Genomic DNA, 25,873 nt, shown 5'->3' on the forward strand with positions numbered 1-25,873 from the left:
AGCACTCTCGGATCTGCGGAAAGCCCATGCTCACCTTGCCATCGTGGTGGATGAATACGGCGGTACGGACGGCATCGCCGGCGACGCCGCCTTCGCTTCCTCCATCCTGGTGGGGCTCACCAACCTAGCCTTCACCCTGCTGGGGCGTTCCCTCGTGGATAAAGTGGGGCGCCGCCCACTGGTGACCCTGGGCGCGGGCATTGACCTGGTGGCGCTGCTGGCCATCGCCGGAATCTTCTACTTCAACGGCTCGGAACTGTCCACCACCACCGGCATTATCGTGCTGGTGCTCATCATCGTGTTCATCGCCGCGCTCGCGGTCGGTATTGGTTCGGTACTGTGGGTTTTCATCTCGGAGATCTTCCCGCCGGCCCACCGTGCGAACGGGCAGGCCGTTGGTTCAGCCGCTCACTGGGTTTCCGCCGCGATCATTTCCGGCACCTTCCCGGTGATGTTCCAAGCCTCGATGACCTTCACCTTCCTCTTCTACGCTGCGTGCATGCTCGGCGCGGTCATCTGGTCACGGACTATGATGCCGGAGACGAAGGGAACTCTTCTCGAAGACGTATAGCCCGGGCGGCGCCCCTGGCGCGGCCCGCGCAGCGGGCCGCCGGCGTCGTCGTAAAAGAAAGTAAGGAGGAACAATGGCGGGCGTAGGGATGAAAGACGTGGCGAGCCGCGCCGGGGTGTCAATCACCACGGTGTCCCACGTGCTCAACGGGACCCGGAGGGTGGCCGAATCCACCCGGATGCGGGTGCTCGAGGCGGCAGCGGAGCTGGGCTATTCGAGTCCGCGTACCGTCCGCTCCCTGCGCGCCGGTGCCTCGCCCGGAATCGCCATTGTGGGAACCCTGCTGGGCAACGCCGGGGGCACGGCCGTGGCCCTGGAAATGGCCCGCCAGGCCACCGACGCCGGCCTGGTGCCCTTCCTGCTGGATACCGGGGCGAATGTGCATACCGAAGAAGCGGCGCTCAGCGCCCTCATCGCGCACCGTCTGGACGCGGTTATTATCAGCCCCGTGCCCGGATGGCGCCGGCATTCACTGCCCCGGCTGCGCCGCCACGCCATCCCGTTCGCGGTGGTCAACGGGAATGACCCCGCCGTGGTGGCTCCGCAGGTAAGCACGGACTACCAGCAGGGGATCCGCGATATCACCGCACACCTCCTCGACCACGGGGTGCGCTACCCGGTGCTCTTCTACCCGGACCGGCGCATCGCCAACGGCTCGCAGCATATGCGCGGCTTCGAGGAAGCCCTGGTGGAACGGGGCCACCGGGTGACCCGCCACCAGCTGGTGGGCGCCCATTCCTCCCCGCGAGCGGTGCGCCGTCAGATCGCCCAGGTGCTCGACTCCTGCGCCCATATTGACGCCCTGGTACTGGGCAGCTCCGCTATGTGCGTGCCCGCCATGGCTGAGATACGGCGCCGCGGGCTGCTGCCCGGCCGCGATATCCGCCTGGCCGTTTTCGATGACTCGCATTTGCCTGAAGCCCAATCATTCCTGCGCGCCGTTGACCCGGTAGAAGAGGTTGCCGAGCGCGCCATTACCGAAATAACCCGCCTGCTCGGTGATTCGGATGCCGCCGCGGAGCGCCACCGTACCCGACTGGTGCCCTGCACCGTCATCACCGGGCCGAGCTGCGGCTGCCCCACGGCGCCGCAGGAAAGCTCAACGGCGGGAACCGACCAACATCGGCTCTACGCCGCAGCCCACGGGCGCCGTCACGCCGGCTGGGTACCCGATCGTGCCCTCCTCAACGATGAGGGACACAGTCGCTCCCCGCTGGCCGCCACGCCGCCCCCAACCCCCTCAACAAAGGAGGCAATCATGACACAACTCGATCACTTCCCCGATCGTTTCTTCCCCGCCCTGCACGTACGCCCGAACTTCGGGTGGGTCAACGACCCCAACGGTATCCACAAGGTGGGCGATACCTGGCATATGTTCTACCAGTACAACCCCAAGGCGCCCTGGCACGACCACATCCATTGGGGGCATGCCACCTCCACCGACCTCGTCAATTGGACGGCGCAGCCCATCGCCCTCAAGCCGCGCCCCGGCCAGCCCGATTCGGCCGGCTGCTGGTCCGGCGTGGGCACCGTGCACGAGGGCGTCTCCTCGCTGCTCTACACTGCCGTCACCCGCGGGGATGGTCCCTCCGTGACGGTCCTAGCCGAGGAAAACGCTGACCGGAGCGGCTGGGAGCCCACCGCCGTCGTCGCCACCATGCCGCCCATCGAAAACGTACGCGCCATGCGCGACCCCTTCATTTTCCAGGTGGAGGGCACAACCTACGCCATCCACGGTGGCGGCTTTGAGGACGGCACCCCCGTGATCTTCCTCTACGAATGCTCCGATTGGCGCAACTGGCGCTACCTGGACACCCTCCTGGTGGGCGACGACCCGCTTGCCTCCATCTACGCACCGGCCTCTATCTGGGAATGCCCCCAGCTCATCCAGGTGGGAGACGCGTGGGTACTTATCGTTTCCCAGTGGGTGGAAGCGGAAACGCTCATGGACCACCTCACCGGGGTGGCCTACCTGGTGGGTGATCTGGATATGAGTGCCGGATACCCGCGCTTCGTGCCCCGTGCCGGCGGTGAATTCGATGCCGGGCCGGACTTCTACGCGCCGCAGTGCGTGGTGGACGGGGACCGCGTGCTCGCTTGGGGTTGGACCTGGGAAGGCTCGGACCGTACCGATGCCGATATCGACGCGTCGGGCTATAACGGTGCGCTGACCTACCCGCGCCAGGTGCGTATTTCCGACGGTCGCGTGTGGACCCAGCCGGCTCCCGAAATCTTCGCGCTGCGCGAGGGGGAGGGTGAGGTCGTGACCGAACTGCCTGAGCTGCGCTCCTTCTCCCTGGATCTGGCGGGCAGCGGCACCATCTCGCTGCGCGATTCGGAAACTAATGAAGTGCTCTTCACCGCGGCTGTGCACGCGCCGGCCTCGCTATGGATGGATGGTTCCCTGGTGGAACTCTTCCAGGAGAACACCGCATCCTTCACCCAGCGCATTTACCCGCGCGGGCAGGTGCGGATGGAGGTGAGCGGCGATCTCCAGGTCACCTGCTACCCCCTCTCCGCTTTTGACAACGACGGCGCCCGGCTCCCGCGCGCCTTGCGTTAAGGGACGGTGCGGCACCGTGTAAAGCACCAGCACACAATAAGCGAAGCGGCGGATATCTGTGGGTATCCGCCGCTTCGGCTTGTATTCGAGGTATCGCGCTTTCCCGCTAGATACCGGACTGGTGCTTAGTTACGTACACGCCGGAGCGCCAGCGCCCCACCTGCGCCGAGGAGCACCGTAGCCGCGCCAATAGCGCCGCCCAGCTCCGCACCGGAGTGGGCTAGCTGCGGCTTGGATGCGCTGGCCTTGGGCGTTGCTGCTGCCGGGGATGCGGCGGGAGTCGCGGCTGTCGGAGCGGCCGCGGTGGAGGGAGCTGCCGGGGTGCCCGTGACGGTCGGGGTGGCCGCTGGGCCGGTGGGCGGCGTCGTCGGAACAACTGGCGCGGAAGGCTGTGCCGGTTCAACCGGAGCCGACGGGGCCGGCTGCTCCGGCTGTGCCGGCAGCGTGGGAAGCGGGCGCGCAAGGATCTCGGTGAGCTCCGCGATCTTCTTGTTGAGCGCGGCGGCACGTTCGCTGAGAGTAGCCACGCGGGCCTGCGCTGCTTCGAGCACCTTCGCTTTTTCTGCGACATCCGTGCGGGCCGGAGCGGCTGCCGCCTGCGCATCCTTGATTTGCTGGGCAAGCTCAGCTTGCATAACCGGACACTGCCCCTGTGCGCCCCGCAGCTCCTCGATAAGCGGCTGAAGCTCATAAATCTGGGTATTGAGCTGCTGCTGTTGAGTGCGCAGTTGCTCGAGCTTCTTTTCCAGCGCGTCAATCTGGGCGCTGATATCCGTCACATCTGCCCCGGCCTGCTGCATCTTGCTGCGCTTGACGACCAGTGCGTTTTTCTCGTCGATGGTGGCGTACTCGGTTTCCTGAACTTCCTTGAGCGTAGTCCGAAGCTGCGCCAGCTTCTTTTCCTGGTTAGCTCCAGCGGTGTCGAGCTTGCCGCATTCGGTTGTCAGTTCCTGCTGCTGGGCCAGAAGTGGTGCGAGGGGAGCCTCCTGGTCCGCCAGGCGCTGCCGGGCGGTGGTCAGGGATTCTTCCAGCTTCGGAAGCTTGTCCTGCTCCGCAGCGAGATCAGCGGTAACCCGAGCAAGCTCAGCTTCCGCGGCGGCCTTATCTTGTGCAGCCTTGTCCCTATCCGCAGTTTTCTCCGCATCCACGCGGGAAAGATTGGTCGTAGGTGCCGCTGGTGTGGCCGGGGCAGCGAGCGCCGCGGCGGGAATAAAAATGGCTGTGGCCGCAGCGGCGGCAACAGCCAGGTAACTCGGGTGCTTCATCGGGGTACCTTCCTCTTCCTTGGATATATACGGTACGCACCACAAGTTTATAGCGAATTAATAAAAGGATATTGAGAAATGTGATGATATAAATATTCAGGAATATGCGATATTCCCCACGGTGGTGCGTGGGGGTTTGATTTTGAGGGTAGGTACCCGCGCGGTGTAGCACATCTCTCTAGACAGTAGATTGTGGATTGTATACAATCGACGCTAACGAAGGAGGCTGTTATGGCGCGACTGGTGCGACTGTCGATGAAAGATCGTCTTGTCCAAGAATTGCGTAAGAAGATTCTTACCGGAAAACTCGAGCCAAAAAGCCGCGTTATCGAGCAAGAAATCTGTGAGACCTACGGGGTGAGCCGTACCGTGGTGCGTGAGGCTCTTGTGGTTCTCGAGCTGCAGGGCCTCTTGGTGGCTACTCCGTATACGGGAACCGTGGTGGCTTCTATCTCGCGCCGTGAGGTGGAGGGGCTACTTCTTCCCCTGCGGGTGCAAACGGAACAGTTTGCACTCGGCGAAGCTTTTGACGCTTTGGACTCTGACTACTTTGACGAGGCGGAGAACCTGGTGCGTTTGATGGATAGAGCGGTGTTAGATCGTGATATTGACGCTTTCAACGAAGCCGATATTGCTTTCCACGGTCTCATTGTTGATGCGGCCCAATCCGATACCGTTCGGAGTGTCTGGGATGCTATTGATCCGCGAATTCGCATGCATTTTGCTTTGCAGACAGGTAGATCAGGTGCCTTGCCGACCTTCGTTGAAGACCATCGTGAATTACTTCGAGTTTTCCGAACGGGCAATAAGGAGGAGAGTCTAAAGGCGCTCGGTCGGCACATTATCGAAACGAATAAACCGTATCTCGATTATCTCAATTGAATAAATAAGAATTCCTCGCTGTCGTCTGGATAATCAAAGGAGATTTCCATGTCGGAGAAAAAGTTGAGGGATAAATCGTCTGCCGCCACCGCGACCGACGGTGTAAAATCCCGCCCTGATTATGTTCTCGTTATTGGGTCAATCATCGTTGTAGCCCTTGTTGTTATCGCATTATTAATGTGGCCAGATGAGGCCCAAAATGGCGCAAGTACACTTTTTAATGGCTCCACCCGAATCTTCGGGGTTCCCATTCAGGTTCTCGGATTCTTCTGCGTAGCCATGGCATTGGTCCTTGCCTGTTCCCGTATTGGCTCTGTGAAACTGGGTTCCGGAAAACCGGAATATTCAACGCCTAGCTGGCTATTTATGTTCATCAGTGCGGGACTCGGTTCCGCAACAATGTACTGGGCCTTTATGGAATGGGCCTATTATTACAACACTCCGGGTCTCAACCTTGAAGCCCACTCGCGTGAAGCGTTGGACCAGAGTCTGGCCTATGCTTTCTTCCATTGGGGACCCACACCGTGGGCGATGTACGTTATTGCCGGCATCGCGATGGCCTACTACTTCCATATTCGGCGCGGAAAGCACCTCAGTTACGCCGGTAATATGGAAGCGGTCAGTAACGGACGGGTCAAAGCGAAAGGCTGGCTCGGCCGCGTCATCGATATTATTTTCCTATTCACGACCTTTGGTGGCCTCATCCTCACGGTCACGGTAACTGTTAATACCATTTCCGCTGGTCTTTCTGGAATCTTCGGAATTTCGAACTCCCTGATTCTCAAGACGGTTATTCTGCTGTTCTCGTCCCTGCTCTTTGGATTGAGCTCGTATGCGGGATTGACATCTGGATTGCAAAAACTGGCCCGAGCCGCCGTCGTTGGCGTCTTCCTCTTCGCATTCGTGGTTCTCATCATCGGCCCAACGGAATTCATTGCTCTCAACGCAACAAATGCCATGGGACTGGAAATCCAGAACTTCGTACATATGTCCCTCTTCACCGATCCGGTGGGCGGGGGTAGTTTCCCCCGCGACTGGACTGTTTTCTACTGGCTGTACTGGATGTCCTACCTTCCGGGCGTAGCTATTTTCATTGCTCGTGTCTCGCGGGGAAGAACTATCAGGCAGGTTGTGTTCGGCCTTGTCGGTGGTGGCGCGGCAGGAATCATGTTCGTTTTCGGAGTTCTATCCAGTTACTCGATTCACGAATTGGTGAGTGGCGGCATTAATGCCCCGAAGATCTTGGTGGAAGATAGCGGTGAATCCGCGGTTGCGGCACTCTTGGCGAATCTCCCCGTGGGTACCATCTTCGCCATCGTGTACTTCATCATCATGCTGCTCTTCCTTTCTTCGCACCTTGACGCCACGGCTTTCACGATTTCGACCGTCAGTACACGCAATCTTCCGGCAGGTAAGGATCCGGCCCGTATCCTCAGAATGTTCTGGGTGCTTATGCTCAGTGCGATTCCCTTCGCGATGATCGCGATCAACGCCAATCTAGAAACACTCAAGACCGGATTGACGCTCACCGCGGTCCCGTTCGTTATCCTGCTAGCGCTCCAGATCTACGGATTAATCAAATGGCTCAGGCGAGACCTGAAATACTTTGATGCGAAGACCGGAGAAATCACACTTCCCTTAGATAAAGGCGAATCCGAAGGCCGGGTCGCAACCGATCTCGAAGCAGGAGGTACCCAATGAGCATAGTTATTACGGATGTTGAGGCTATATGGCTGAGAGTCCCGGCGCTAAACGAGCCGTGCGAATGGGGTGAAGATGCTTTTCTCATTCGGGTTCATACCGATCAGGGGATAACCGGAATTGGCGAATCCGATAGTTCGCCTGCGGTGCTCAAAGCCATTGTTGAAACTCCGGAATCACACTCCACCAGTAGGGGATTGCGTTCGATCCTTCTGGGCGAGAACCCGCTTGATATTGATCGTCTGTGGCGCAAGATGTTTGATGAGTCATCATATTTTGGACGCCGTGGTGCCGTCATTCATGCTATCAGTGCGATTGATATTGCCCTGTGGGATATCGCCTCGCAATATTATGGAGTTCCTATTCACCGGCTCTTAGGCGGAAAAGTACGTGATGCCATCCCGGCGTATGGAACTTTCATTCCCTCGGATGATATCGCGGAAAATGAGCGTATCAGCGCTGAAATTATCGGCCGTGGCTTCCGTGATATCAAGATGGGCGGGGCTCACTTCGGCCTTGAGCCGGAGCATGATGAAAAAGTGGTAGCAGCGGTCCGGCGGACAATCGGCGATAACGTTGGCCTTGCGCTGGACTTGGTCTATCGCTGGAAAAACGTGCGCTATGCCTCGGAACAGATAGCACGCCTGCGTGATTACGGACTCATGTGGGTAGAGGAGCCGATTTATGTTGATAACCATGCCGCGCTGAGGAGGCTAGGGGAATCTGTTGCCGTGCCGATTTCGGGCGGGGAACCGTTGTCAACTCTCGCGGAATTCGACGAATTTATCCGAAATTCCCGGCCGGATATTGTGCAACCGGATATTACGCGGGCCGGAGGAATCACCGAGATGCGTAAGATCGCCGCGTTGGCTGAGCAACAGGGCACCCGGGTAGTGCCGCACGGGTTCAGCACCGGTATTCTGCTTGCCGCAACCGCGCAATTCCTGGCTGCACTCCCGGGAGGCGATTTGATCGAATACTCCCAGAGCACCAGCCCGCTATTCACCGATCTGGTATCCAATCCGCTCACCCTGGAAAACGGGCAAATCCCAGTTCGGGACACCCCGGGCTTGGGCATAGAACTGAACGAAGATCTCATTACCCGATATCGGGTGGAGATCCCGTCCTAAAAGAAGAAAACCAACCAACGAAGGTTGACATATCTAAGGAGAAAGACATGACCTTACAGCTACCGGTTGATCAGATTGATGTATACGTCCTGACAAATCCCGAAGCTCTGTACCGCACCTCGTCCTATTACGATGAGCTGCATGTGACAAATACCGTGGTGCGGGTGCGCAGCCAAGATACCTACGGGGTGGGCGGCGCGATCTCGTGGACCGAAGGCGGCGTGGACGTTGCCCTGGGCAACGCTATTCGCCACGTGGCCCCGTCCATTCTTGGTAAAGATGCGGTGAACCGTGAGGCTCTGTACAAAATCATGGCGAATCGCTGCGCTTCGATGATTCCACTCTCAGTCGCACCGCTCGATATCGCGCTGTGGGATCTGACTGCCAAAGCCGCGGATCTCCCGCTGTACCAGCTCCTGGGCGGCGCAAAACGGTCCATCCCAGCCTATGCCAGTACCCCCTTCTTCTTCACTATTGACGAATACCTGGAGAAGGTCGCGGAATACTTGGATGCAGGCTACCGTGCCATCAAATTCCATACCTGGTGCATTCCGGATAAGGACCTTGTGCTTGTCGATGAGATGGCGAAAGCCTTCGGGGACCGTGATGTGACATGGATGCTTGATGTGGAAGGCCGGTACGACCGGACCGAGGCACTCAGGGTGGGCAAGAGACTCCAAGAGCTTGGTTACCTATGGTTCGAAGCGCCCCTGGGAGATTCCGATCTGGAAGGCTACCAGTGGTTGCGTCGCAAGCTTGATATCGAGATCATTCCCGCGGGCAACGAGATTCTCAGTGGTGGGTTAATCGCTCAAGGGATTAGCCGAGAAGCCTGGGATCATCTGCGGGTTGATGCCACGCTCGCCGGTGGTATTACCGGAACGCGGCATATTATGTCCCTAGCCAAGGCCCACGGCATGCAGGTTGAGTTGCAGTCCTGGGGCTACTCGCTCTCGCAAGCAGCGAATCTTAGCCTCATGCTAGGAATGGGGAACTGCCGTTTCTTCGAGCAGGCCCTCCCGATTGAACCGATGGAATACGCCGCCACGAATCCGCTCCGAATCGATGAGGAAGGAAATATCGTCGCAAGCGATACTCCGGGTCTTGGTGTTGATATGGATTGGGAACGCGTCGAGCGTGAGGCTCTATTCTCTTACTCGCTGACGGAACGCGATCTGTGATCCGTATCTGCAGGGCTGATCCTAGGTTGGTTCCTGGGTTATTCCTCAGTGCAGTAGCGAGCTGGATCGTACCAGCTGTCGCTAACTAACGGTAAACGGCAAGTGCCGGGGTGGTCACCTCACTAGGATGATCACCCCGGCACTGTGCATCTTTAGGACCGGCTTAGCGGCCTGCGCTATCGTGTCTACCAGTTACCGACATCCGGTTACCGCTTATCGGCGACGGCGCAACGCCAGCGGGCTACGGCCTAGTTCCCAGCTTTCCGGTCAGCCTCCTGGTTGCGCACCGCGCGGGCGGTGCCATCCACCACTTCGGAGACGATACGCCGGCAGGCCGGCGCCGCATCCGTGGTAGCCAGCCATTCCTGACCGAGGGCCAGCAGATCAACCCCGAGGTCAGTACGGCCGGCCAGCTGGGCCGGGTAAGCGTACTCGAGCATATTCGAGGCGATTTCCACCGAATTGTTATCCCACATATCCTTGGCCACCGCGAAGTACTTCTCCGCGTAGGCACGCACGCTTTCCGCGGAGGACCGCCCGGTGCCCAGGGCCAGGTTGCGCTGGCGCGTATTGGTCTCCGGATGCACAATTTCTTCCCAGACCTTCTCCTTAGCCGCACTATCAGGCAGCGCACCTTCGGCCTGCGCCGCGAAAATCTGCCCGAAGGAGGAAGAATCGCGGGCGAATTCAGCATCGATAGCGGCCTGATCGGCCCTCCCATTCGCCGCCAATGCGATGAGAATATTCCAGCGCACTTCCTGGTCGACGTCGTACCCTTCCGGAACGGCCACGCCGTCGCGCCACCCGGCAATAAGAGCGAGCTGTTCTTCACTCACGGCCCGACGCATCGCCGCACCCATGAGCTGGAGCTGTCGGTCCGAACCCGGCGCGGCGGTCAGCGCCAATTCGAAAATACGCTCGGAAACAGCAGCCGCGAACTCCACGCGGGTTGCCGGGTTGGAGTACAGCTCAACCGCGGAATGTAGGGACCCGAGCACCACGCGCAGCACGGTCCCATCGGTTTCGTCCGCCAACACGGCCAGCGCGATATCGGCGTAAGTGTGGGCGTCGAGTTCACCGTCACGCATCATATCCATGGCCGCAAAGACCACCACGGAGCGATCCAGGTGGTTATCAAACTTGTCGAGGTTCTCCAGCGCTACCCGGAAAGAATCAGCATCGAAACGGATCTTGGCGTAACCCCAATCCTGGCTGTTGAGGAGAATAAGGTCGGGGCGTTCCGCTCCCGCAAAGGAGGCGATCTCGGTGCGTTCACCGGCAATATCCACCCATTCGGACTTCACGCAGCGCAGCGCGTCCCCGTCCAGGTCGTATCCGGCGATGCGGATACGGTGCGGGCGTAGCGAGGAGTTCGCGTCATTCGTCTGGACCACGGTGAGGCGGTCAATCACCCCGCTGCTCGATTCGACTTCGGGACGCAGGGTATTGACGCCGGATTCTTCCAGCCATACCCGGGTCCATTCCTTGAGATCGCGCCCGGAGGAAGCTTCCAGCTCGGTGAGCAAATCGGTGAGGGTAGCATTGCCCCACTTGTGCTTAGCAATATAAGCGCGCACCCCGGCCAAGAATTGTTCCTGACCCACGTAAGCGACCAGCTGCTTGAGCACGGAGGCACCCTTGCCGTAGGTGATGCCGTCAAAATTGACGAGCACATCTTCCAGATCGCGAATATCGGCGGCAATCGGGTGGGTGGAGGGCAGCTGGTCCTGCTGGATCGCCCAGGTCTTTTCGGACGCGAGGAAGGTGGTCCAGGCATCCTTCCACCGGGTGTTATTGGCAGCGGCCAGGTGGCTCATGAACTCCGCGAAAGATTCGTTGAGCCACAGGTCATCCCACCACTTCATGGTGACGAGGTCACCGAACCACATATGGGCCTGTTCGTGCAGGATGGTGATGGTGCGCCGGTCGATGATTGCGCCGGTGGGCTTGGTGCGGAACACATAGGTTTCCACGATGGTCACCAGGCCCGGGTGCTCCATGGCCCCGGCATTGTATTCGGGGCAGAACACCTGGTCGTACTTGCGGAACGGGTAGGGATGGCCGTAATTGGCTTCGTAGTAGTCGAAGCCCTGGCGGGTGATGGTGAAAATCTCATCGGCATCCAGGTAGGGCGCCAGCGACTTACGCGCGTACACACCCAGCGGAATATCGCGCCCGTCAATGGAGTGGAAGGGTTCGCCTTCCACGCCCTCGTAGGGACCGGCCACAATCGCCACCAGGTAGGTGGACAGGCGCTCGGTGGGGGTGAAATCCCAGCGTGCCTTGCCTTCACCCAGGGCAACCGGCTCCGGGGTGGGGGACACGGAGAAGACCTTCCAGTTCTCCGGAGCGGTCACCGTGAAAGTGAAATTCGCCTTGAGATCAGGCTGCTCAAAATTCGCGAAGACTCGCCGGGCGTCCGCCACCTCAAACTGCGAGTAGAGGTAGACCTCGCCGTCGGCCGGATCCACGTAACGGTGCAGGCCCTCGCCGGTGCGCGAGTAGTACTGGGTGGATTCCACCCGCACTGTATTCTGCGCGGCCAGGTTGGGCAGCGGCAGGCGCGAATCCTGGTAGCTGGCCGGGTCAAGCTCCGCGCCGTTAAGCACTACGCGCTCCACCGACTTCGCGATGAGGTCGAGGAACGTATCGGCACCCGGCGTTGCTTCAAAATCAATTTCGGTCACCGCCGCGAAGGTTTCCTCCCCGGTGGTCAGATCAAGTTCAATGCGGTAATTCTGCGTTGCGACGATCTGTGCGCGCTCCGCAGCTTCTGCGCGGGTGAGATTAGTCCCGGCCATCAAGCTTCCTTTCCTTGGCTTTCAGCACAATTTACGTGAAATCCTACCGGTTCTGGAGCGTCCTTGCCCGCCATGCCCGCTTTCTGCCGCACCGTTCTCATGCCGCCCGCCGCCCCGTTCCAGTTTCGCTTATGGCGCGAGGCGGCCCACGGCGCCCGCTTTCACGCTTGGATAGAACCATGAGTACTCAGGTTGAATTTTGGTTTGATGCAACATGCCCGTGGACGTGGATCACTTCCCGCTGGGTCGCGGAGGTCGCCGCTGCTCGTGATTTCACCGTCACCTGGCGCCCCTTCTCCCTCGCCATTCTCAATGAGGGCAAGGATATTTCGGAGGAGTACCGCGCCCATGTGGAAGAGGGCCGCGAAACAGCGCTTGTCGCCATGAAAATTGCCCAGCTTGAAGGTAACGAAAAAGTCGGCGAGTTCTACGCCGCTCTGGGCCAGGCTATTCATGAAGACCGGCGCCCCGTGGGGCGCGAGATTCTTGCCGAGGTGCTCGCTGCTCTCGGTGAAGGTAGCGAGTATTTGAACGACGCCGCACATTACGACGCCGCGCTACGTGAGAGCGTGGCGGCCGGGCTGGCGCTCGTGGGGGACGAGGTGGGCGTGCCCATTATTTCATTCGACGGCGTGGCCTTCTTCGGCCCCGTGATCTCCCCGGCCCCGCACGGCGAGGCCGCCTTCGCCCTCTGGGACGGCTGCCTCGCCCTAGCTCGCACCCCCGGTTTCTTCGAGCTCAAGCGCTCGCGTACCACGGGGCCAATTTTCGACTAGGTAGCTATCCGACTACCAGTCTGTAGCTCCGCCCGGGTGTCTTGTTGGTGCTTCCTGCGGGGGCGCTGGTCGCTCCGCCCCGGTGCACCGTCACCCCCGCGGGTGCGCTTTAGATCCACCCGCGGGCCCGGGCGAGCTGCGCTGCCTCGGTACGGGTGCTCGCCCCCGTTTTCCCGATAGCGGCCGAGAGGTGATTACGCACCGTCCCCTGCGATAAATACAGTTGCGCGGCCATGCTTTTCACGGTCGCCCCGCTGAGCGCCAGGCGCAGCACATCTCCTTCGCGTTCGGTGAGCGGATTGGGCCCCATCTGCAAGGCCTGCGCGGCCAGCTGCGGATCGATAGCGTAGCCGCCGCCGGCAACGGTGCGCAGCGCCGCGGCGAGTTCCTCGGCCGGCGCATCTTTAACAACGAAACCGCGCGCCCCGGCCGCCATGGCACGCTGCAAATACCCGGCACGCCCAAAGGTCGTCACAATAACGACGCCGCAGCCGGCCCCCGCCGCCTGCAGTGCTTGCGCGGCCGCAATTCCATCCACATGCGGCATTTCGATATCGAGGAGCGCAATATCGGCGCAGGTTTCCGTCACGGTGGGAACGACGGCGCTGCCATCTTCCAGCTGCGCCACTATCTCGATATCCTCTTCCAGGTTGAGGAGCGCCGCCAATGCTTCGCGCACCATTCGCTGATCATCGGCGAGCACTACCCGGATGGGGCGGTGGCGCCCCGTAGTCGTCCCGGTGCTCATTTGCGAACTGCTGTTGGAGGCCGCACCGTTGCCTAGCTGCGCGGCGTTGTTCATATGCTCACCTCCACGCGGGTTCCCGGCTCCAGTCGGGTAATCGTTATGGTTCCACCGGCAGCTTCTACGCGCTCGCGCAGCCCGGTCAGTCCGGTGCCTGCCGGAGCCCCCGCGGGGATACCTACGCCGTCGTCCTCCACCCGCAAGCGCGCGCCACTCTCCCCGTCCTCAATAGTGATGGTGCAGGTGCGCGCACCCGAATGGCGCACCGTATTCGTGACCGCTTCCCGCACCACCCACGCGAAAAGCTGGGCGGTGAGGAGGGGAAGTTCCGGGGGAGGCGTGACATGCGCGGCGATACGCGCGGAACGGAGCAGTGCGCAGGCGGAATCCAGCTCAGCATCAAGAGTGGGCTGGCGCAGGTCGGTCACGGTGGCCCGCACCGTGTCGATAGCATCGCGCGAAATTTTGAGACTTTCTTCTAATTCGGCACGCGCCGCATCCGGGTTGGTCTCCATTAGTCGCGAGGCCAATTGAGTTTTCACGGTGATGGCGGTCAGCGAATGCCCCAGCACATCATGAACCACGGAGGCCAGCTCGGAGCGTTGCTCCGAAAGGATGAGCTCTGCGCGCATCCGTGCCGACCGCGCGGCAAATTCTTCCAGCAAGCGAGAGATGAGAATGGGGATCATCGGGATAATAATGCTGCCCAGAAACGCTGCCCACACGAAATCATACGGCGCCAAGATATGGGCCGCCGCTCCGCCCGCGAAACAGAGAAGCCCGCACGGAATCCCGGGTATGAGCGGGAGCGAAAAAATCCATATTGCCGCGAAGAAAGGTGCCGTGTAGGCGAAGCCAAAGGGGAAAGGGTGGATAAGTGCCGCGCAGGCAAGCAGCGGAATGCTCCATAACGTTAGGGATACCCAGCGGGGCCACGAGGGACGCATATCCGGAAATTGGAAAATCAGAATATATGTCAGTCCAAACCCACAGATTCCCGCGTAACCGAGGCCGCGCTCAAGTGGAGTGAGACTTGGCGTTAAGAGAACTCCAGCGAAAGGAAAGACCAGGAAGATGAGCCAGATCCCGCTGCCGAAGAGCATGGTCAGGCGCTCGCGGCGAGTAGTGGGGGCTGCCGGTATCTGGTTGGCGGTGCGCCACATGCGATTTAGATAATGGCTAGCTGGGGACGGCGCGGAGGTCCGCGGCGCGGCGGTGGTCGATGAGACTGCGGGAGACGACGCGGCGGAGGATGGGGCCATAGAACGAGCATAGCGGTCGCGAAGCTCTTCCGCGGCCGCCGCTCGTGCCCGGTGCTGTGCTCGCACGTTAGCCGTACCTTAGCGCCCGTACTCTAGCGCCGCACCGTCGAACGGCGCAGGGCCAGGAGCGCCAGTGCCGCGAAAATAAGCGTCCACACCACCACATTCCCGATTGCCCAGGCGAAGGATTCGGTGGGAAGGATCTCTGGCATACCCGGCGTGGCGAAAGCACCGGTAATAATAACCTCCCCGTTCTGGGGCCAGTGGGCCAGCACGCCTGCCCCGTAGAAGGGCGTGTAGCGGGCCATCTCCATCATTGCCCCGCTCAGCGGCATGAAAAGATTACCGAGGAAAGCGAGAAGCACCACCACGCCGGAGGCAATGGACACCGCGGTTTCACTGCGTAATGCCAGGGCTACGGCCAGACCGAAGAACGCGAAGGGAAATACGCCTACCAGGCACAGTCCGGCGCTCGCGAGCCAGATTCCGGGGGTATCAAATTGCGCCGTGGTGAGAATACCGAGGAGGAAGGTCGCGCCGATGGGGAGGCAGGCGATGAGGAGGCTGACAATGATTTTGCCTGCCAGATAGTCCCCGCGGCGCATCCCGGTGAGGGCTAGGTGGCGGCCCCAGCCACTGTCATGTTCCACGGCGGCGGCGCCCGCCATGGATGTCGCCGCGGTGGCCGCCCCGTAGAGGGCCAAGCTCACCATGACGTAGGCGGCGATGGTGCCGCCAGGAATGTGCTTATCGGTTCCCGGTGAGGCCACCCCGAAAACCGCGAAGATCACGAGGGGGAGGGCAATAAGGAAGATCAGGGAATCCACCATCCGCAAATTTCGCCAGAGCTCGTGGCGGATATAGGAGAAGAAAATACTGGTGCGGGAACGGGGTGTCGCCGGACTGGTTACGGGAGTGGTCATGAGCGGGCTCCTTCGGGTGCCGCAGTGGCGGGTGAATCGGTGTGCGGGGAGGCCGTGAGGGTGAAGAAAGCATCTTCGAGGCTGGCGGCAGAAATCTGAAGATGGGAGCCGAGACCTTCGTTGAGAATCACGGCGGCAAGCCGATCAGAATCCGCCACGGTGAAACGCACCAGGTCACCGTCTCGTTCGACCGTGTCAGCGCCTGCGCGCCGGGCTACTTCTTCCGGGGTGATACTCGCCTGCGGATTCCAGGTGACGGTGAGGTGGTGGCGTTGCTGGGCGGTGATAGTAGCAACGCTCCCGTCCGCTACGATGCGGCCGTTATTCATGAGGATGACCCGCTCGGCCATATCTTGGGCTTCCTGGAGGTAATGGGTGGCGAAGATGATGGTGCGTCCGCGGGCGGCGTCGGCCCGAATGTGCTCCCAGAAGTCACGGCGCGCCGTGGCGTCCAGCCCCGCGGTGGGTTCATCGAGGATAAGTAGCTCCGGGTCTGATAGCAGCGCGGCACCGAAACGGATGCGCTGGATTTGGCCGCCGGAGCATTTGGCGATTTTCCGGGAGGCGAAGTCGCTCATGCCGGCGCGCTCAATGACATCAGCTACCGGCAGATGGAAGGGAAGGCAATCAGCGAGGAAATGGAGGGTTTCCGCGGCGGTGAGATCGCGTAGCATCCCGCCGGTCTGCAACATGGCGCCAATGTGCCCGGTGAGGGCCGGGGAGCCGGGATCCCGGCCGAGAACTTCAAGGGTGCCGCGGCTGGGTTTGGTAAAGCCGAGGACCATATCGAGGAGTGTGGTTTTCCCGGCTCCGTTGGGGCCGAGGAGTGCCACGATTTCCCCGGTAGTGATCGTGAGCGACAGATTATCCACGGCGCGCACTTGTCCGAAAGAACGGCTGAGGGAGCGGGCCGCAACAGCGGGGTGCGCGGTAGGGACCGGATGGGGCGGGTTGGCCCCGGGTATTGTGTTCATGCCATCAGTGTAAAAATGGGCGGCGGGGCACCGGAACTGCCAAGAATCACCACTTCTTCATGACAGATGTCATGGATAAGTGGGCCTGGTCAGTCCGGCACCCCGCCGCCGGTACGCCGTGGCATCTAGGCGCGCGTTAGCGCCGGCGTGGTACTACTTCCGCATGTCTCCGACTACGGGCAAGAAGTACCTTTACCAAATACGCACGCGCTCTTCCGGGGCGAGGTAAAGGCCATCGCCTTCTTCCAAGCCGAAAGCCTGCGCGAAGGCGTCGATATTCTTGACCGTGCCATTGCAGCGGAATTCGGACGGGGAGTGCGGGTCGATGGCAATGAGCTGGCGGGCCCATTCGTCGCGGTTCTTCCCCTGCCAGATCTTGGCGAAGGACAGGAAGACGCGTTGCGCGCCGGTGTAGCCGTCAATCACCGGAGCGCTGTCCAGGGTGAGGCCCTCGCGTTCCAGGTGGATCTCATATGCCTTGAGTGCGATGGACAGGCCGCCCAAATCCCCGATGTTTTCACCCTGGGTGAGTTCACCATTAACGTGGAAAGCTTCGTCACCGTTCAACTGGGCCGGAATATAGGAATTGAATTGCGCGATAAGAGCCGCGGTGCGCTTCTCAAATTCCGCGCGGTCCTCATCAGTCCACCAGTTGTTGAGGGAGCCGTCCGCATCAAACTTGGAACCCTGGTCATCGAAACCGTGCCCGATTTCGTGGCCGATAACCGCGCCAATACCCCCGTAATTGAAGGCCGCATCGCGATCCTGCTCAAAGAAAGGCCATTGCAAAATAGCCGCCGGGAATACGATCTCATTCCACTGCGGGTTGTAGTAGGCGTTGACCGTTTGCGGATTCATATGCCATTCGCTGCGGTCAACTTCCTTGCCGAGCTTCGCGATGTTTTCCTCCACCCCAAATTCGCAGGCCGCACGAATATTGGCCAGCAGATCCGTACCGATCTGCATGGAGGAATAATCCTTCCACTTTTCGGGGTAGCCGATCTTCGGGGCGAAAGTATCCAGCTTGGCCAGGGCGCGCTCCTTGGTGGCATCGCTCATCCAGTCAAGATCCCGGATGGAAAGGCGATAAGCATCCAAGAGATCCGCCACCAGTTGATCCATGGTGGCTTTGTGTTCGGGCGGGAAATAGGAGGCCACGTAGAGTTGCCCCACCGCTTCACCGAGCACACCATTGACCAGCTGCACCGCACGCTTCCAGCGGTCCCGCTGCTGGGTGGTACCGGCGAGCACCTTGCCGTAGAAATCGAAATTCTTTGCGTCGATCACTTCGGGAAGGTAGGAAGCACGCGCGAGCAGAATGCGCCAGCGGGTGTATTCCTGCAAGGTTTCCAGCGGGGTTTCTTCCCACAGCTGCGCGGCGGCCTGCAGGGCCTGCGGGGTGGTCACAATAATGGTGCCGAGCTGATCGGGGTCATAACCAATAGCGCGCAGCGCGGTAGCCCAGGGGAATTGCGGGGCCGAGGCCACGAAATCCGCGAAGGACATTGGATTATTGACCTTATCCATATCCCGGGCATCCGTGCGGCTCATATGCGCGGCGGCGAGTTTCGTTTCCACATCGATGACGCGCCCGGCGGCGGCCGTAATAGCAGCGCTGGGTTCGGTGGCTTTCTCAGCAAAAGCGAGCTGGGCCAGTTGCGGCACGAAATCCCGGTAAGCGCTCAAGACCGGAGCGAATTGCGCTTCGCGGTAATAGGCTTCATCCGGTAAGCCCAGGCCGGACTGCCCGATAGAAAACTCGTTCACATTGGGATTGGCCAGGCTGGGGGAGACATCTACCCCGAAGAAACTATCCACCCCGGTGCGCATGAGCGCACCGATCACGCGCGCCAGATCTTCCTTTGTTTTCGCACTAGCCACCGGATCAAGATCAGCGGCGAGGGGAGCGATGCCCTTCTCATTAATCGCAGTGGTATCAACGAAAGAACGGTAGAGGGCCACCACCTTCGCCAGCGATTCCGCCGGAACGCCCGGTGCGGAATTCGCGGCCGTTTCCGAACTGGCCGCGCCCGCCGCATCTGCCGCATCCGCGGCCTTTTCAATGAGCTCACGTACGTGGAGTTCAGCCTCATCACGCAGATCGATAAAGGAACCCACCGACACCTGATCGGCCGGAATTTCCTTCTCACGCAACCAGGTGCCATTGACGGCACGGAAAAGATCATCCTGGGGGCGCACCGAAGTATCAGCACCCGAAAGCACAGCATGTAAAGCAGTATCAGTCATGTGTCCAGGGTAGTGGACGCCTACGACACTTTAAATAGCGCATCGCCACCGGCGCACCACCCCGAAGTAAAAGTGACAAGCGGCACAATAGGATAGGATGGCTGCATGCGAGTACATATTGGAACAGATCATGCCGGTTTCGAGCTCAAGGAATTCCTGGTGGAGAAGCTCGAAGAGAGTGGCTACGAAGTGGTGGACCACGGCGCCAAAACCTATGACGCGCTCGATGATTACCCCGCCCCGTGTATTGCCTGCGGGCAGGGCGTTGTAGACGACGCCGGGTCGCTGGGCATCGTGCTGGGCGGCTCCGGAAACGGCGAGCAGATTTCGGCGAATAAGGTGCGCGGGGTGCGTGCCATCCTCGCCTGGAATGAGGATACGGCCAAGCTCGGGCGCGAACACAATAACGCCAACGTCATTTCTATCGGCGCGCGCCAGCACACCCCGGAAGAAGCCTGGAACCTGGTCAAGCTTTTCTTGGAGACGCCCTTCAGTGAAGATGAGCGCCACCAGCGCCGCATCGACCAGATCGCGCGGTACGAAGGCGCCTAAAAAGACCCTAAATATATATTGCCGGGTCAATGAGTGGTTCGTGATGGACCGGGGTGCGTACTCGCGCGGGGATTCCCACCGCGGTCGCTTCCGCCGGCACATCATGAACGACGACGGCGTTCGCGCCCACCTGGGAACCGTCCCCAATGTGGACAGGGCCTAGTATTTTCGCGCCTGCCCCCACCATGACGCCATTTCCCAAGGTGGGATGGCGTTTGACCGGTTCGGCTGATGACCCACCCAGGGTCACCCCGTGGTAGATCATGCAATCATCGCCGATCTCCGCGGTTTCCCCGATGACCACACCCATGCCGTGGTCAATGAAGAAACGGCGGCCAATGTGGGCACCGGGGTGGATTTCCACCCCGGTGAGCAACCGGGTGGCTTGGGAGAGGAGACGTGCTGGCAGCCTGAGTCGCGGCGTTGCCTCCCACATCGCGTGCGCCACCCGGTGCCCCCATACGGCATGCACGCCGGAGTAAGCCAGTACCACTTCCAAGCGGGAACGCGCCGCCGGATCGTGCCGGCGCGCTGTATCAATATCTTCCCGCATCATCCGGAGTGCTCGAGATAAACCCATAGGCTCTACTCTAGCCGGCCGTCCGCGCCGTGGGCTGATGTTCCCGTGCCACGTTGGCCTGCGCCGTCGTACCGGTACCTACCACTAGTCGCGGTAGGGATCGAAAAGGGGAGTGGAAGCGTAGCGCTCACCGAAATCGGGGATGATCACGACGATGCGCTTGCCGGCGGCTTCCTCGCGCCCGGCGACCTCGAGGGCGGCGTGGAGCGCGGCGCCTCCGGAAATACCCAGCAGCAGGCCTTCCGAGGTAGCAGCGGCGCGGGCCACCTCAAGAGCCTTCGCGGTGGGAACCGGGATGACTTCGTTGTAAAGCTCCGTATCGAGCACCTCGGGCACGAAATTCGCTCCGATACCCTGGATGCCGTGCGAACCGGCCCGCCCCTCGGAAAGCAGCGGTGATTCGGCGGGCTCCACCGCGATAATTTTCACGTCCGGATTGTGACGGCGCAGCGCGTGCCCCGCCCCGGTAATGGTGCCCCCGGTGCCGATACCGGCAACAAAGTAATCCACCTTGCCTTCGGTATCCGCCCAGATTTCCTCACCCGTGGTCTTTTCGTGAATGGCAGGGTTGGCGATGTTCGTGAACTGGCTGGCCAGAATTGCGTTCTCGGTAGTTGCCACGATTTCTTCGGCGCGTGCCACCGCCCCGCGCATGCCTTCCTTCGGATCGGTCAGCTCCAAGCGAGCCCCGAAAGCACGCAGCAGCATGCGCCGTTCCACCGACATGGAAGCTGGCATCGTCAAAATAACCTTGTAACCGCGCGCGGCACCCACCCAGGCCAGGCCGATCCCGGTATTGCCGGACGTGCCCTCCACAATGGTGCCGCCGGGGCGCAATGCGCCGGACTTTTCCGCGGCGTCGATAATGGCAACCGCCACCCGGTCTTTTACCGAATTCGCGGGATTGTAAAACTCAAGCTTGGCGAGGACTTCCGCGGAGCTGCCCTCCGCGAGCTTGTTGATACGGACGAGGGGCGTGTGCCCCACAAGTTCAGTAGCGTCATTGAAAATGGTCATATTTTCCTCCTCGGGTACGCTAACGCCGCTGCGAGCTATCTTGTTCCCGCTGCTCCATAGTATTTTCTGGAGCGCAAGCGGATACGCGTGGCCCGAGATGTGGATAGACCTGGGCAGATACCCCGGCTAATCGCGGGAAGTGGTAGCCGATTCCCGCGCGCGGCGCTCGGCCTCCGCAGCGAAAGCCGGAATGAGGAAATCGAGTTTGGTATCGAGGTTGGCCCGGTCGCGCCATTTCAGGCGGGAGAACAATACGATATTTCCGCGGGTGGGCTGGGCAATATCGGCATCATCTTTGACGTTATTAAACGAAGCGGCCGCCGCGTGGGTGGCCATAATGATATTGGTTACGGTGTCCACCGCGAGCAACCCAATTTCGACATCCCAGCCCGCGATATCTTCGAGCGCATTAATGAGGGCGTTGAGGTGCGGGGCGATAAAGCGTGAAGTGGCGGAAAACTGCACGAAAAGCAGATCTAGCCCCGGATGGGTATCCATGAGCTTCCACACTTTATTCGCATAATCACGCAGCAAGGCATCTGCGCTATCCCCTTCCGGTGCGGGATATTCGCTCGAGACGCGCGCCAGGCATGCTTCCATGAGGTCTTCGCGGCTTTTGAAAAGACGGTAGAGAGCTGAAGTTGCTACGCCGAGTTTCTCGGCGACCTGGCCGAGTGTGAACCGATCCAAACCGATATCGAAGACTGCGTCGATTGCATCATCGGCAGTGAAAGTCGGTTTGGGTCCGGTTTTCTTGTGCGTCCGCAAGGGGCTTCTCATGGCATCACCGCATTCAGTGGTTGACGTGTGTCGATACGGCACAGCACGATGCGGCCGTTTTTGTTTATTTTAACTCTTTAGAGGAGTCGCGTCATGTTTATCCAGGTAGGGGACCTCGATAATTGCGTCATCAATTTGTACGACGCCGACATTCCCCGCGGACAACTCTGCCATCATAGCGGCCAGGGCTGTTCCGCGCTCAGTAGATATGCGCAGTTCAACACCGTGGTCGTGGTACTCCACTTCGGGGTTGAAACCGGCGCTCGAGAAAGCCGCAACATATTTGCCGGCATCGGAATGGGGGAGGGCGGCCTGGTAACGGGGCACAATGCGCCGTTCCACCAGTTGGGCCTGGCCGAGAGCTTGGGTGACAGAATCCGAATACGCCCGCACCAGTCCTCCTGTTCCCAGCAGCGTTCCACCAAAATATCGAGTGACTACGGCAACGACGTCGGTAATCCCTGCGCCGAGGAGGGTGTCGAGCATGGGGCGTCCGGCGGTGCCGGAGGGTTCACCATCATCAGAAGAACGGTGTATCGGAGCACTGCTGGGGATAGACACCACGTAGGCGCTGCAATGGTGGCGGGCGTCGGGGAAACGCCGCTTTTCGCCGTCAATCACGGCGCGCGCCTCCGCCTCGGTGGAAACCCGCGCCAGCACCGTAATAAAACGAGAACGCTTGATCTCAAGTTCGGTTTCGTAGCGAGCCCCGGCCTCTAAAAGCACATCCGACATATCGGTATTCTCTCATCACCGGTGCCTATACGGGGCGCGAGGGGCCGTTCCTGGGGTGCGCGCCCCGCGGTGCGGCACCGTGCCCGCCATCCTCGCCGTGACGCACCGTGCCCGGCGTGCCACCCCGTGCCGTCCATGGTGACGGTGATGCTTGATATCTCACACGTGCGGTCTGGCGCGGCGAGGAGATGATGAGGTAGACTCATTCGCTGTGTGTTATTGAAGCGTCCCCAGTGATGCTGATATACACGAAGATTCGTAGCGGCTGCGCAGGGCGGCCCGGAAAGTAGAGAGGAGCGGTTGACATGGCAGTACCTAAGCGCAAGATGTCCCGCAGCAACACCCGCTCTCGTCGCTCCCAGTGGAAGGCCGAGCTCACTGAGCTCCAGACCGTCCGCGTGCGGGGCCGCGAAGTGCGCATCCCGCGCAAGCTGGCCAAGGCTTACAAGAAGGGGCTGCTCTCGGACTAAGTCCGTGGGAAACTCAAGCTTGCATACCCTCGTGAGGTTACCTCACGAGGGTATTTTTGTGTTGTAGTGCCGCCACGGGGCCACGGGACAACTCCAAGTCTGACTGCTGGCGTGCTGCCGGCAGGAGAGCGGCTGTTTTCCTAAAATGGAAGAGACACCGACGAAAGGGGCCCCATGCAAACCCGTCGCTACGCCGCCATTCTTGCTGCCGCTGCCCGCCAAAAACTCAGCCGCCGCGCCGTTCCCCACGCTGATGAGCTGCCGCGGGTAAAAGTCCACGCGGTTGCCGAGCGCGCCGTGGGGGAAGCAATTGCGCGTTTCGCCGGTGGGGGCGTGGGCGGGCACGCCCCGGCCGCATTGCTGCACCAACTATGCCTAGGCCCCACTCTCGATATTCTTGCCGATACGCGCCTGCCCCTGGTGGCCACCGGTGCTGTTATCACTGACCTACGGTGGGAAATCCTCAGCCCCGTACCTTTTGGCCGCCCGCTTACGGTGCGGGCATTGGTCGCCAGTTTCGAGCGCGATGATCAAGGTACGGCGCTGCGCATTGTGGCGGATATTTTGTACGACGGCGCAGTATGTTACCGGGAAAACGCCCGTTATTTGGACCGGGGCAGCACCGGGAGCCCCGCCCGCGTGCTCGGAGAAGTGCCGCAGCCGGAGGATGTGGCGCAATCGGAGGACGTGGCGCAGTCGCGGGCCAAGACATCACCCGCACCGGCAGTCCATGGCGAGCCGTCCGCGCCATCTGCGCCGTCGGCGCCGTTAGCATCGTCTTTCCCCGGCACCGCGCTGGATTTCCGTGCCGAATTCGGGGTGGATGAGAACGGGCATCTGCGCTACGCCAGTCCTCATGCCCTCGCCGAGCGGCGCTTTACCGCCACGGATGCGCGCCATTGGGCCCGCCTGACCGGAGATATCAACCCGATCCACCTCTCCGGAGCCACCGCACGCCTCTTCGGCTTTAGCGGGGCCGTGCTTCACGGTGCCGCTACCGATGCTTGGGCCTGCGGCCAGCTCGGCGTGCGCGGGGATGCACCGGGACGCGGGGAGGTCACTTTCCGTGCGCCCCTGGTGCTGCCCCAAAAGGTGGTGCTGCGCGCCGTCGGGGAAGAAGGCACCGTTGCCGTTGTAGAGGAACGCACGGGACGCGACCTCGTCCACCTGCGCTACACCAGCCCGGAATTACACGAAGCTCAGGCCGGCATCGTGCTCCCTGTCCGTGAAGGGAAACCTTCGAGCACCGCGGTTTCACGCGGCATGGTGGAAGTCTTTGCGGAGGGCGATACCGCGCTTGCCACCGCCCTTGAGGAAGCTATCCCATGGCGGCGCACGTACCGTGAGCCCTACGTGCAGCTGACCCGCATTGACGATCCGGCCCACGGGGCGCAGGTGGCGCGCACCGGATTGGACTTCGTGCACCATACGCTCACCTTGCATGACGGTACGCCCCTAGCTGAGCTACGCCCGCGCGCGGGGGCGCCCCGGGGTGAAATTGTCCGGGGGACCACGGTGCCGTGCCCCTTCACCGTGCCTTTCCGAGGCCGGGAGATTCCGGAACACCTGCGCGGGGCAACCCGCAGGGACGCCCGCGGGGAATACGTGTACTTGAGCGGCACGGAGCTCCTGGAGCACCTCGCGCTGTGGGAAGCCCAGGGGCGGGTGCGGCCGGGGGTGTTGACCGCGCTCACCGAGGTGGTGGAGAACCCGGAGATGATGCGTCTGGAGGGGCGCACCGTGGCGGTGCTCGGTGCCGGAGCGGAGCTTTCGCCCGCACCCACGCTGCTGGCCACCGGCGCGCGGGTGGCGGGAGTGGGGCGCAGCGAATCGCGCCGTATGCGCACCCTCCGCGCCCGGGCTCTGGAAACTGCCGGCAAGCTGCATATTGCGCCTCCGGGTTTCGGCGATGTAACCGCCGCTCCGGATGCGGTGGCAGGTTGGCTCCTCTCCCTGCCCGGTGACCTCGTGGTGGTGGATACCCTTTACGCGCCCGGATATAAATTCCTGCTGGTGGAAGCGGGAGCGGACGCCGTGCTGCGCATGGTGGGCGAAGAAAGCGACGCCGCTTTCGCCTGGTACGGTTCACCTACGGATGCCTACCCGATTCCGGGGAACGACGCCGCAGCGGCTGGCGCCGCTGGACTTCCCGGCGGACGGGTCTCCCGAACGGCGATCCGCAGCTGGGCGAAACTTTCCGGGGCGCGGCCCGCTCGCGAGGGCGGCGTCGTTAATCTGCTCCAAGATATCCAGGGCCCCAATTACGCCGCCGCGAAACGCATCGGGCGATGGCGTGCCACCGTGGAACGGGAAGCCGGCCGCACTATTTCCTACACTATTGCGCCGATGTCCCGCACCGAATCAGTGCTCATTTCCCAGCCGCTGCGTGCTGGGTACGCCGGCCTGGAACGGCTGGGATACCCGCCCCTTTCCGCGGATACCGCAGCGGCTCTCCTCGCTGGTCTTCTGGTGTGGGACCTGCACCATCCGGAGGCCACTGCTTCCTCCACCAGTTTCCTGACCGACCGGGCCCTGGATGGCGGGCTCCTCTCCATTCCCTACCAGCCCAATGACCTGGCCGGGCTCGCGCTCCTGAGCGGGGCGGAGAAACTCTTCGTGCGCCACCACGGCCCTACGGCCGGGCGCTTACGGGAGCGCCCGGCCGTAGGGGATGCGTCCTCGGGCTACTGAACGAGGGAAGGCTGTTAGGAGCCCGAG

The 25,873-nt window shown here is 61.2% G+C and carries 21 protein-coding genes; 10 read left to right on the forward strand and 11 right to left on the reverse strand.

Translation table 11 applies throughout. From position 1 onward, the window contains the following. Both ACRQEG_RS07395 and ACRQEG_RS07400 read left to right on the forward strand, forming a co-directional pair. A partial coding sequence (locus tag ACRQEG_RS07395; RefSeq protein WP_435733833.1) for an MFS transporter occupies positions 1–571 on the forward strand: 571 nt, incomplete at its 5' end. A gap of 73 nt (positions 572–644) precedes the next feature. Continuing rightward, positions 645–3,134 (forward strand): LacI family DNA-binding transcriptional regulator, encoded by a 2,490-nt coding sequence (locus tag ACRQEG_RS07400; RefSeq protein WP_016442402.1) that lies wholly within the window; start codon positions 645–647, stop codon positions 3,132–3,134. Between the two features lie 125 nt (positions 3,135–3,259). On the opposite strand, the gene ACRQEG_RS07405 is transcribed toward ACRQEG_RS07400, so the two are convergent. After that, positions 3,260–4,399 (reverse strand): hypothetical protein, encoded by a 1,140-nt coding sequence (locus ACRQEG_RS07405; RefSeq protein ID WP_016442403.1) that lies wholly within the window; start codon positions 4,397–4,399, stop codon positions 3,260–3,262. 231 nt (positions 4,400–4,630) lie between these two features. Between ACRQEG_RS07405 and ACRQEG_RS07410 the strand changes: the two genes are divergently transcribed. The 4 genes from ACRQEG_RS07410 to ACRQEG_RS07425 are packed head-to-tail and all read left to right on the forward strand — an operon-like array spanning position 4,631 to position 9,293. After that, positions 4,631–5,281: a GntR family transcriptional regulator gene (locus ACRQEG_RS07410; protein ID WP_016442404.1), complete on the forward strand. Its 651-nt coding sequence runs from the start codon at positions 4,631–4,633 to the stop codon at positions 5,279–5,281. A 48-nt stretch (positions 5,282–5,329) separates the two neighbouring features. After that, entirely contained in the window at positions 5,330–6,982 is a 1,653-nt protein-coding gene (locus ACRQEG_RS07415) for a BCCT family transporter (RefSeq protein ID WP_016442405.1), read from the forward strand. After that, a complete protein-coding gene (locus ACRQEG_RS07420; protein WP_016442406.1) occupies positions 6,979–8,112 on the forward strand; it encodes a mandelate racemase/muconate lactonizing enzyme family protein in 1,134 nt (377 codons plus the stop codon). The genes ACRQEG_RS07415 and ACRQEG_RS07420 overlap by 4 nt, the downstream gene beginning before the upstream one ends. 47 nt (positions 8,113–8,159) lie before the next feature. Next, entirely contained in the window at positions 8,160–9,293 is a 1,134-nt protein-coding gene (locus tag ACRQEG_RS07425; RefSeq protein WP_016442407.1) for a mandelate racemase/muconate lactonizing enzyme family protein, read from the forward strand. Between the two features lie 248 nt (positions 9,294–9,541). Here ACRQEG_RS07425 and pepN read toward each other — a convergent pair whose 3' ends face one another. Further along, positions 9,542–12,094 (reverse strand): aminopeptidase N, encoded by a 2,553-nt coding sequence (gene pepN / locus ACRQEG_RS07430; protein ID WP_016442408.1) that lies wholly within the window; start codon positions 12,092–12,094, stop codon positions 9,542–9,544. A 179-nt stretch (positions 12,095–12,273) separates the two neighbouring features. Between pepN and ACRQEG_RS07435 the strand changes: the two genes are divergently transcribed. Next, complete coding sequence (locus ACRQEG_RS07435; protein WP_016442409.1) at positions 12,274–12,870, forward strand: mycothiol-dependent nitroreductase Rv2466c family protein; 597 nt, start codon at positions 12,274–12,276, stop codon at positions 12,868–12,870. Positions 12,871–12,979: 109 nt separating this feature from the next. Here ACRQEG_RS07435 and ACRQEG_RS07440 read toward each other — a convergent pair whose 3' ends face one another. The 5 genes from ACRQEG_RS07440 to ACRQEG_RS07460 all read right to left on the reverse strand — a co-directional run bounded on the left by ACRQEG_RS07440 (position 12,980) and on the right by ACRQEG_RS07460 (position 19,021). Beyond that, entirely contained in the window at positions 12,980–13,618 is a 639-nt protein-coding gene (locus tag ACRQEG_RS07440; RefSeq protein ID WP_039898687.1) for a response regulator transcription factor, read from the reverse strand. Positions 13,619–13,668: 50 nt separating this feature from the next. Then, a complete protein-coding gene (locus ACRQEG_RS07445; RefSeq protein ID WP_435733834.1) occupies positions 13,669–14,877 on the reverse strand; it encodes a sensor histidine kinase in 1,209 nt (402 codons plus the stop codon). A 92-nt stretch (positions 14,878–14,969) separates the two neighbouring features. Then, positions 14,970–15,800: an ABC transporter permease gene (locus ACRQEG_RS07450; RefSeq protein ID WP_435733835.1), complete on the reverse strand. Its 831-nt coding sequence runs from the start codon at positions 15,798–15,800 to the stop codon at positions 14,970–14,972. Next, on the reverse strand, positions 15,797–16,774 hold the full coding sequence (locus tag ACRQEG_RS07455; RefSeq protein ID WP_016442413.1) for an ABC transporter ATP-binding protein: 978 nt from the start codon (positions 16,772–16,774) through the stop codon (positions 15,797–15,799). Before ACRQEG_RS07455 ends, ACRQEG_RS07450 begins: the two co-directional genes overlap by 4 nt. Positions 16,775–16,966: 192 nt before the next feature. Further along, the gene (locus ACRQEG_RS07460) at positions 16,967–19,021 is read right to left on the reverse strand and encodes a M13 family metallopeptidase (RefSeq protein WP_016442414.1); all 2,055 of its coding nucleotides are present in this window, start codon (positions 19,019–19,021) and stop codon (positions 16,967–16,969) included. Between the two features lie 105 nt (positions 19,022–19,126). Here ACRQEG_RS07460 and ACRQEG_RS07465 point away from each other — a divergent pair, with 105 nt between their 5' ends. Next, positions 19,127–19,573 carry a ribose-5-phosphate isomerase gene (locus ACRQEG_RS07465; protein ID WP_016442415.1) on the forward strand — a complete coding sequence of 149 codons (447 nt, stop codon included), beginning with the start codon at positions 19,127–19,129 and terminating at the stop codon, positions 19,571–19,573. 7 nt (positions 19,574–19,580) lie between these two features. Here ACRQEG_RS07465 and epsC read toward each other — a convergent pair whose 3' ends face one another. From epsC to ACRQEG_RS07485, 4 genes are all read right to left on the reverse strand, one after another. Next, entirely contained in the window at positions 19,581–20,153 is a 573-nt protein-coding gene (epsC, locus tag ACRQEG_RS07470) for a serine O-acetyltransferase EpsC (RefSeq protein WP_039898289.1), read from the reverse strand. An 84-nt stretch (positions 20,154–20,237) separates the two neighbouring features. Then, positions 20,238–21,170, reverse strand: a complete 933-nt coding sequence (gene cysK, locus ACRQEG_RS07475) for a cysteine synthase A (RefSeq protein WP_016442417.1) — start codon at positions 21,168–21,170, stop codon at positions 20,238–20,240. A 126-nt stretch (positions 21,171–21,296) separates the two neighbouring features. Then, complete coding sequence (locus ACRQEG_RS07480) at positions 21,297–21,938, reverse strand: TetR/AcrR family transcriptional regulator (RefSeq protein ID WP_051106967.1); 642 nt, start codon at positions 21,936–21,938, stop codon at positions 21,297–21,299. A gap of 81 nt (positions 21,939–22,019) precedes the next feature. Continuing rightward, the gene (locus ACRQEG_RS07485) at positions 22,020–22,685 is read right to left on the reverse strand and encodes an IMPACT family protein (protein ID WP_016442419.1); all 666 of its coding nucleotides are present in this window, start codon (positions 22,683–22,685) and stop codon (positions 22,020–22,022) included. Between the two features lie 305 nt (positions 22,686–22,990). Here ACRQEG_RS07485 and rpmF point away from each other — a divergent pair, with 305 nt between their 5' ends. Further along, positions 22,991–23,155 (forward strand): 50S ribosomal protein L32, encoded by a 165-nt coding sequence (gene rpmF, locus ACRQEG_RS07490; RefSeq protein WP_016442420.1) that lies wholly within the window; start codon positions 22,991–22,993, stop codon positions 23,153–23,155. Between the two features lie 174 nt (positions 23,156–23,329). Next, positions 23,330–25,846 carry a MaoC family dehydratase gene (locus ACRQEG_RS07495; RefSeq protein ID WP_016442421.1) on the forward strand — a complete coding sequence of 839 codons (2,517 nt, stop codon included), beginning with the start codon at positions 23,330–23,332 and terminating at the stop codon, positions 25,844–25,846. Positions 25,847–25,873: the final 27 nt, after the last annotated feature.

The sequence above is a fragment of the Actinotignum stranguriae genome (genome assembly GCF_051265215.1).
GTDB classification, from domain to species: domain Bacteria; phylum Actinomycetota; class Actinomycetes; order Actinomycetales; family Actinomycetaceae; genus Actinotignum; species Actinotignum schaalii_C.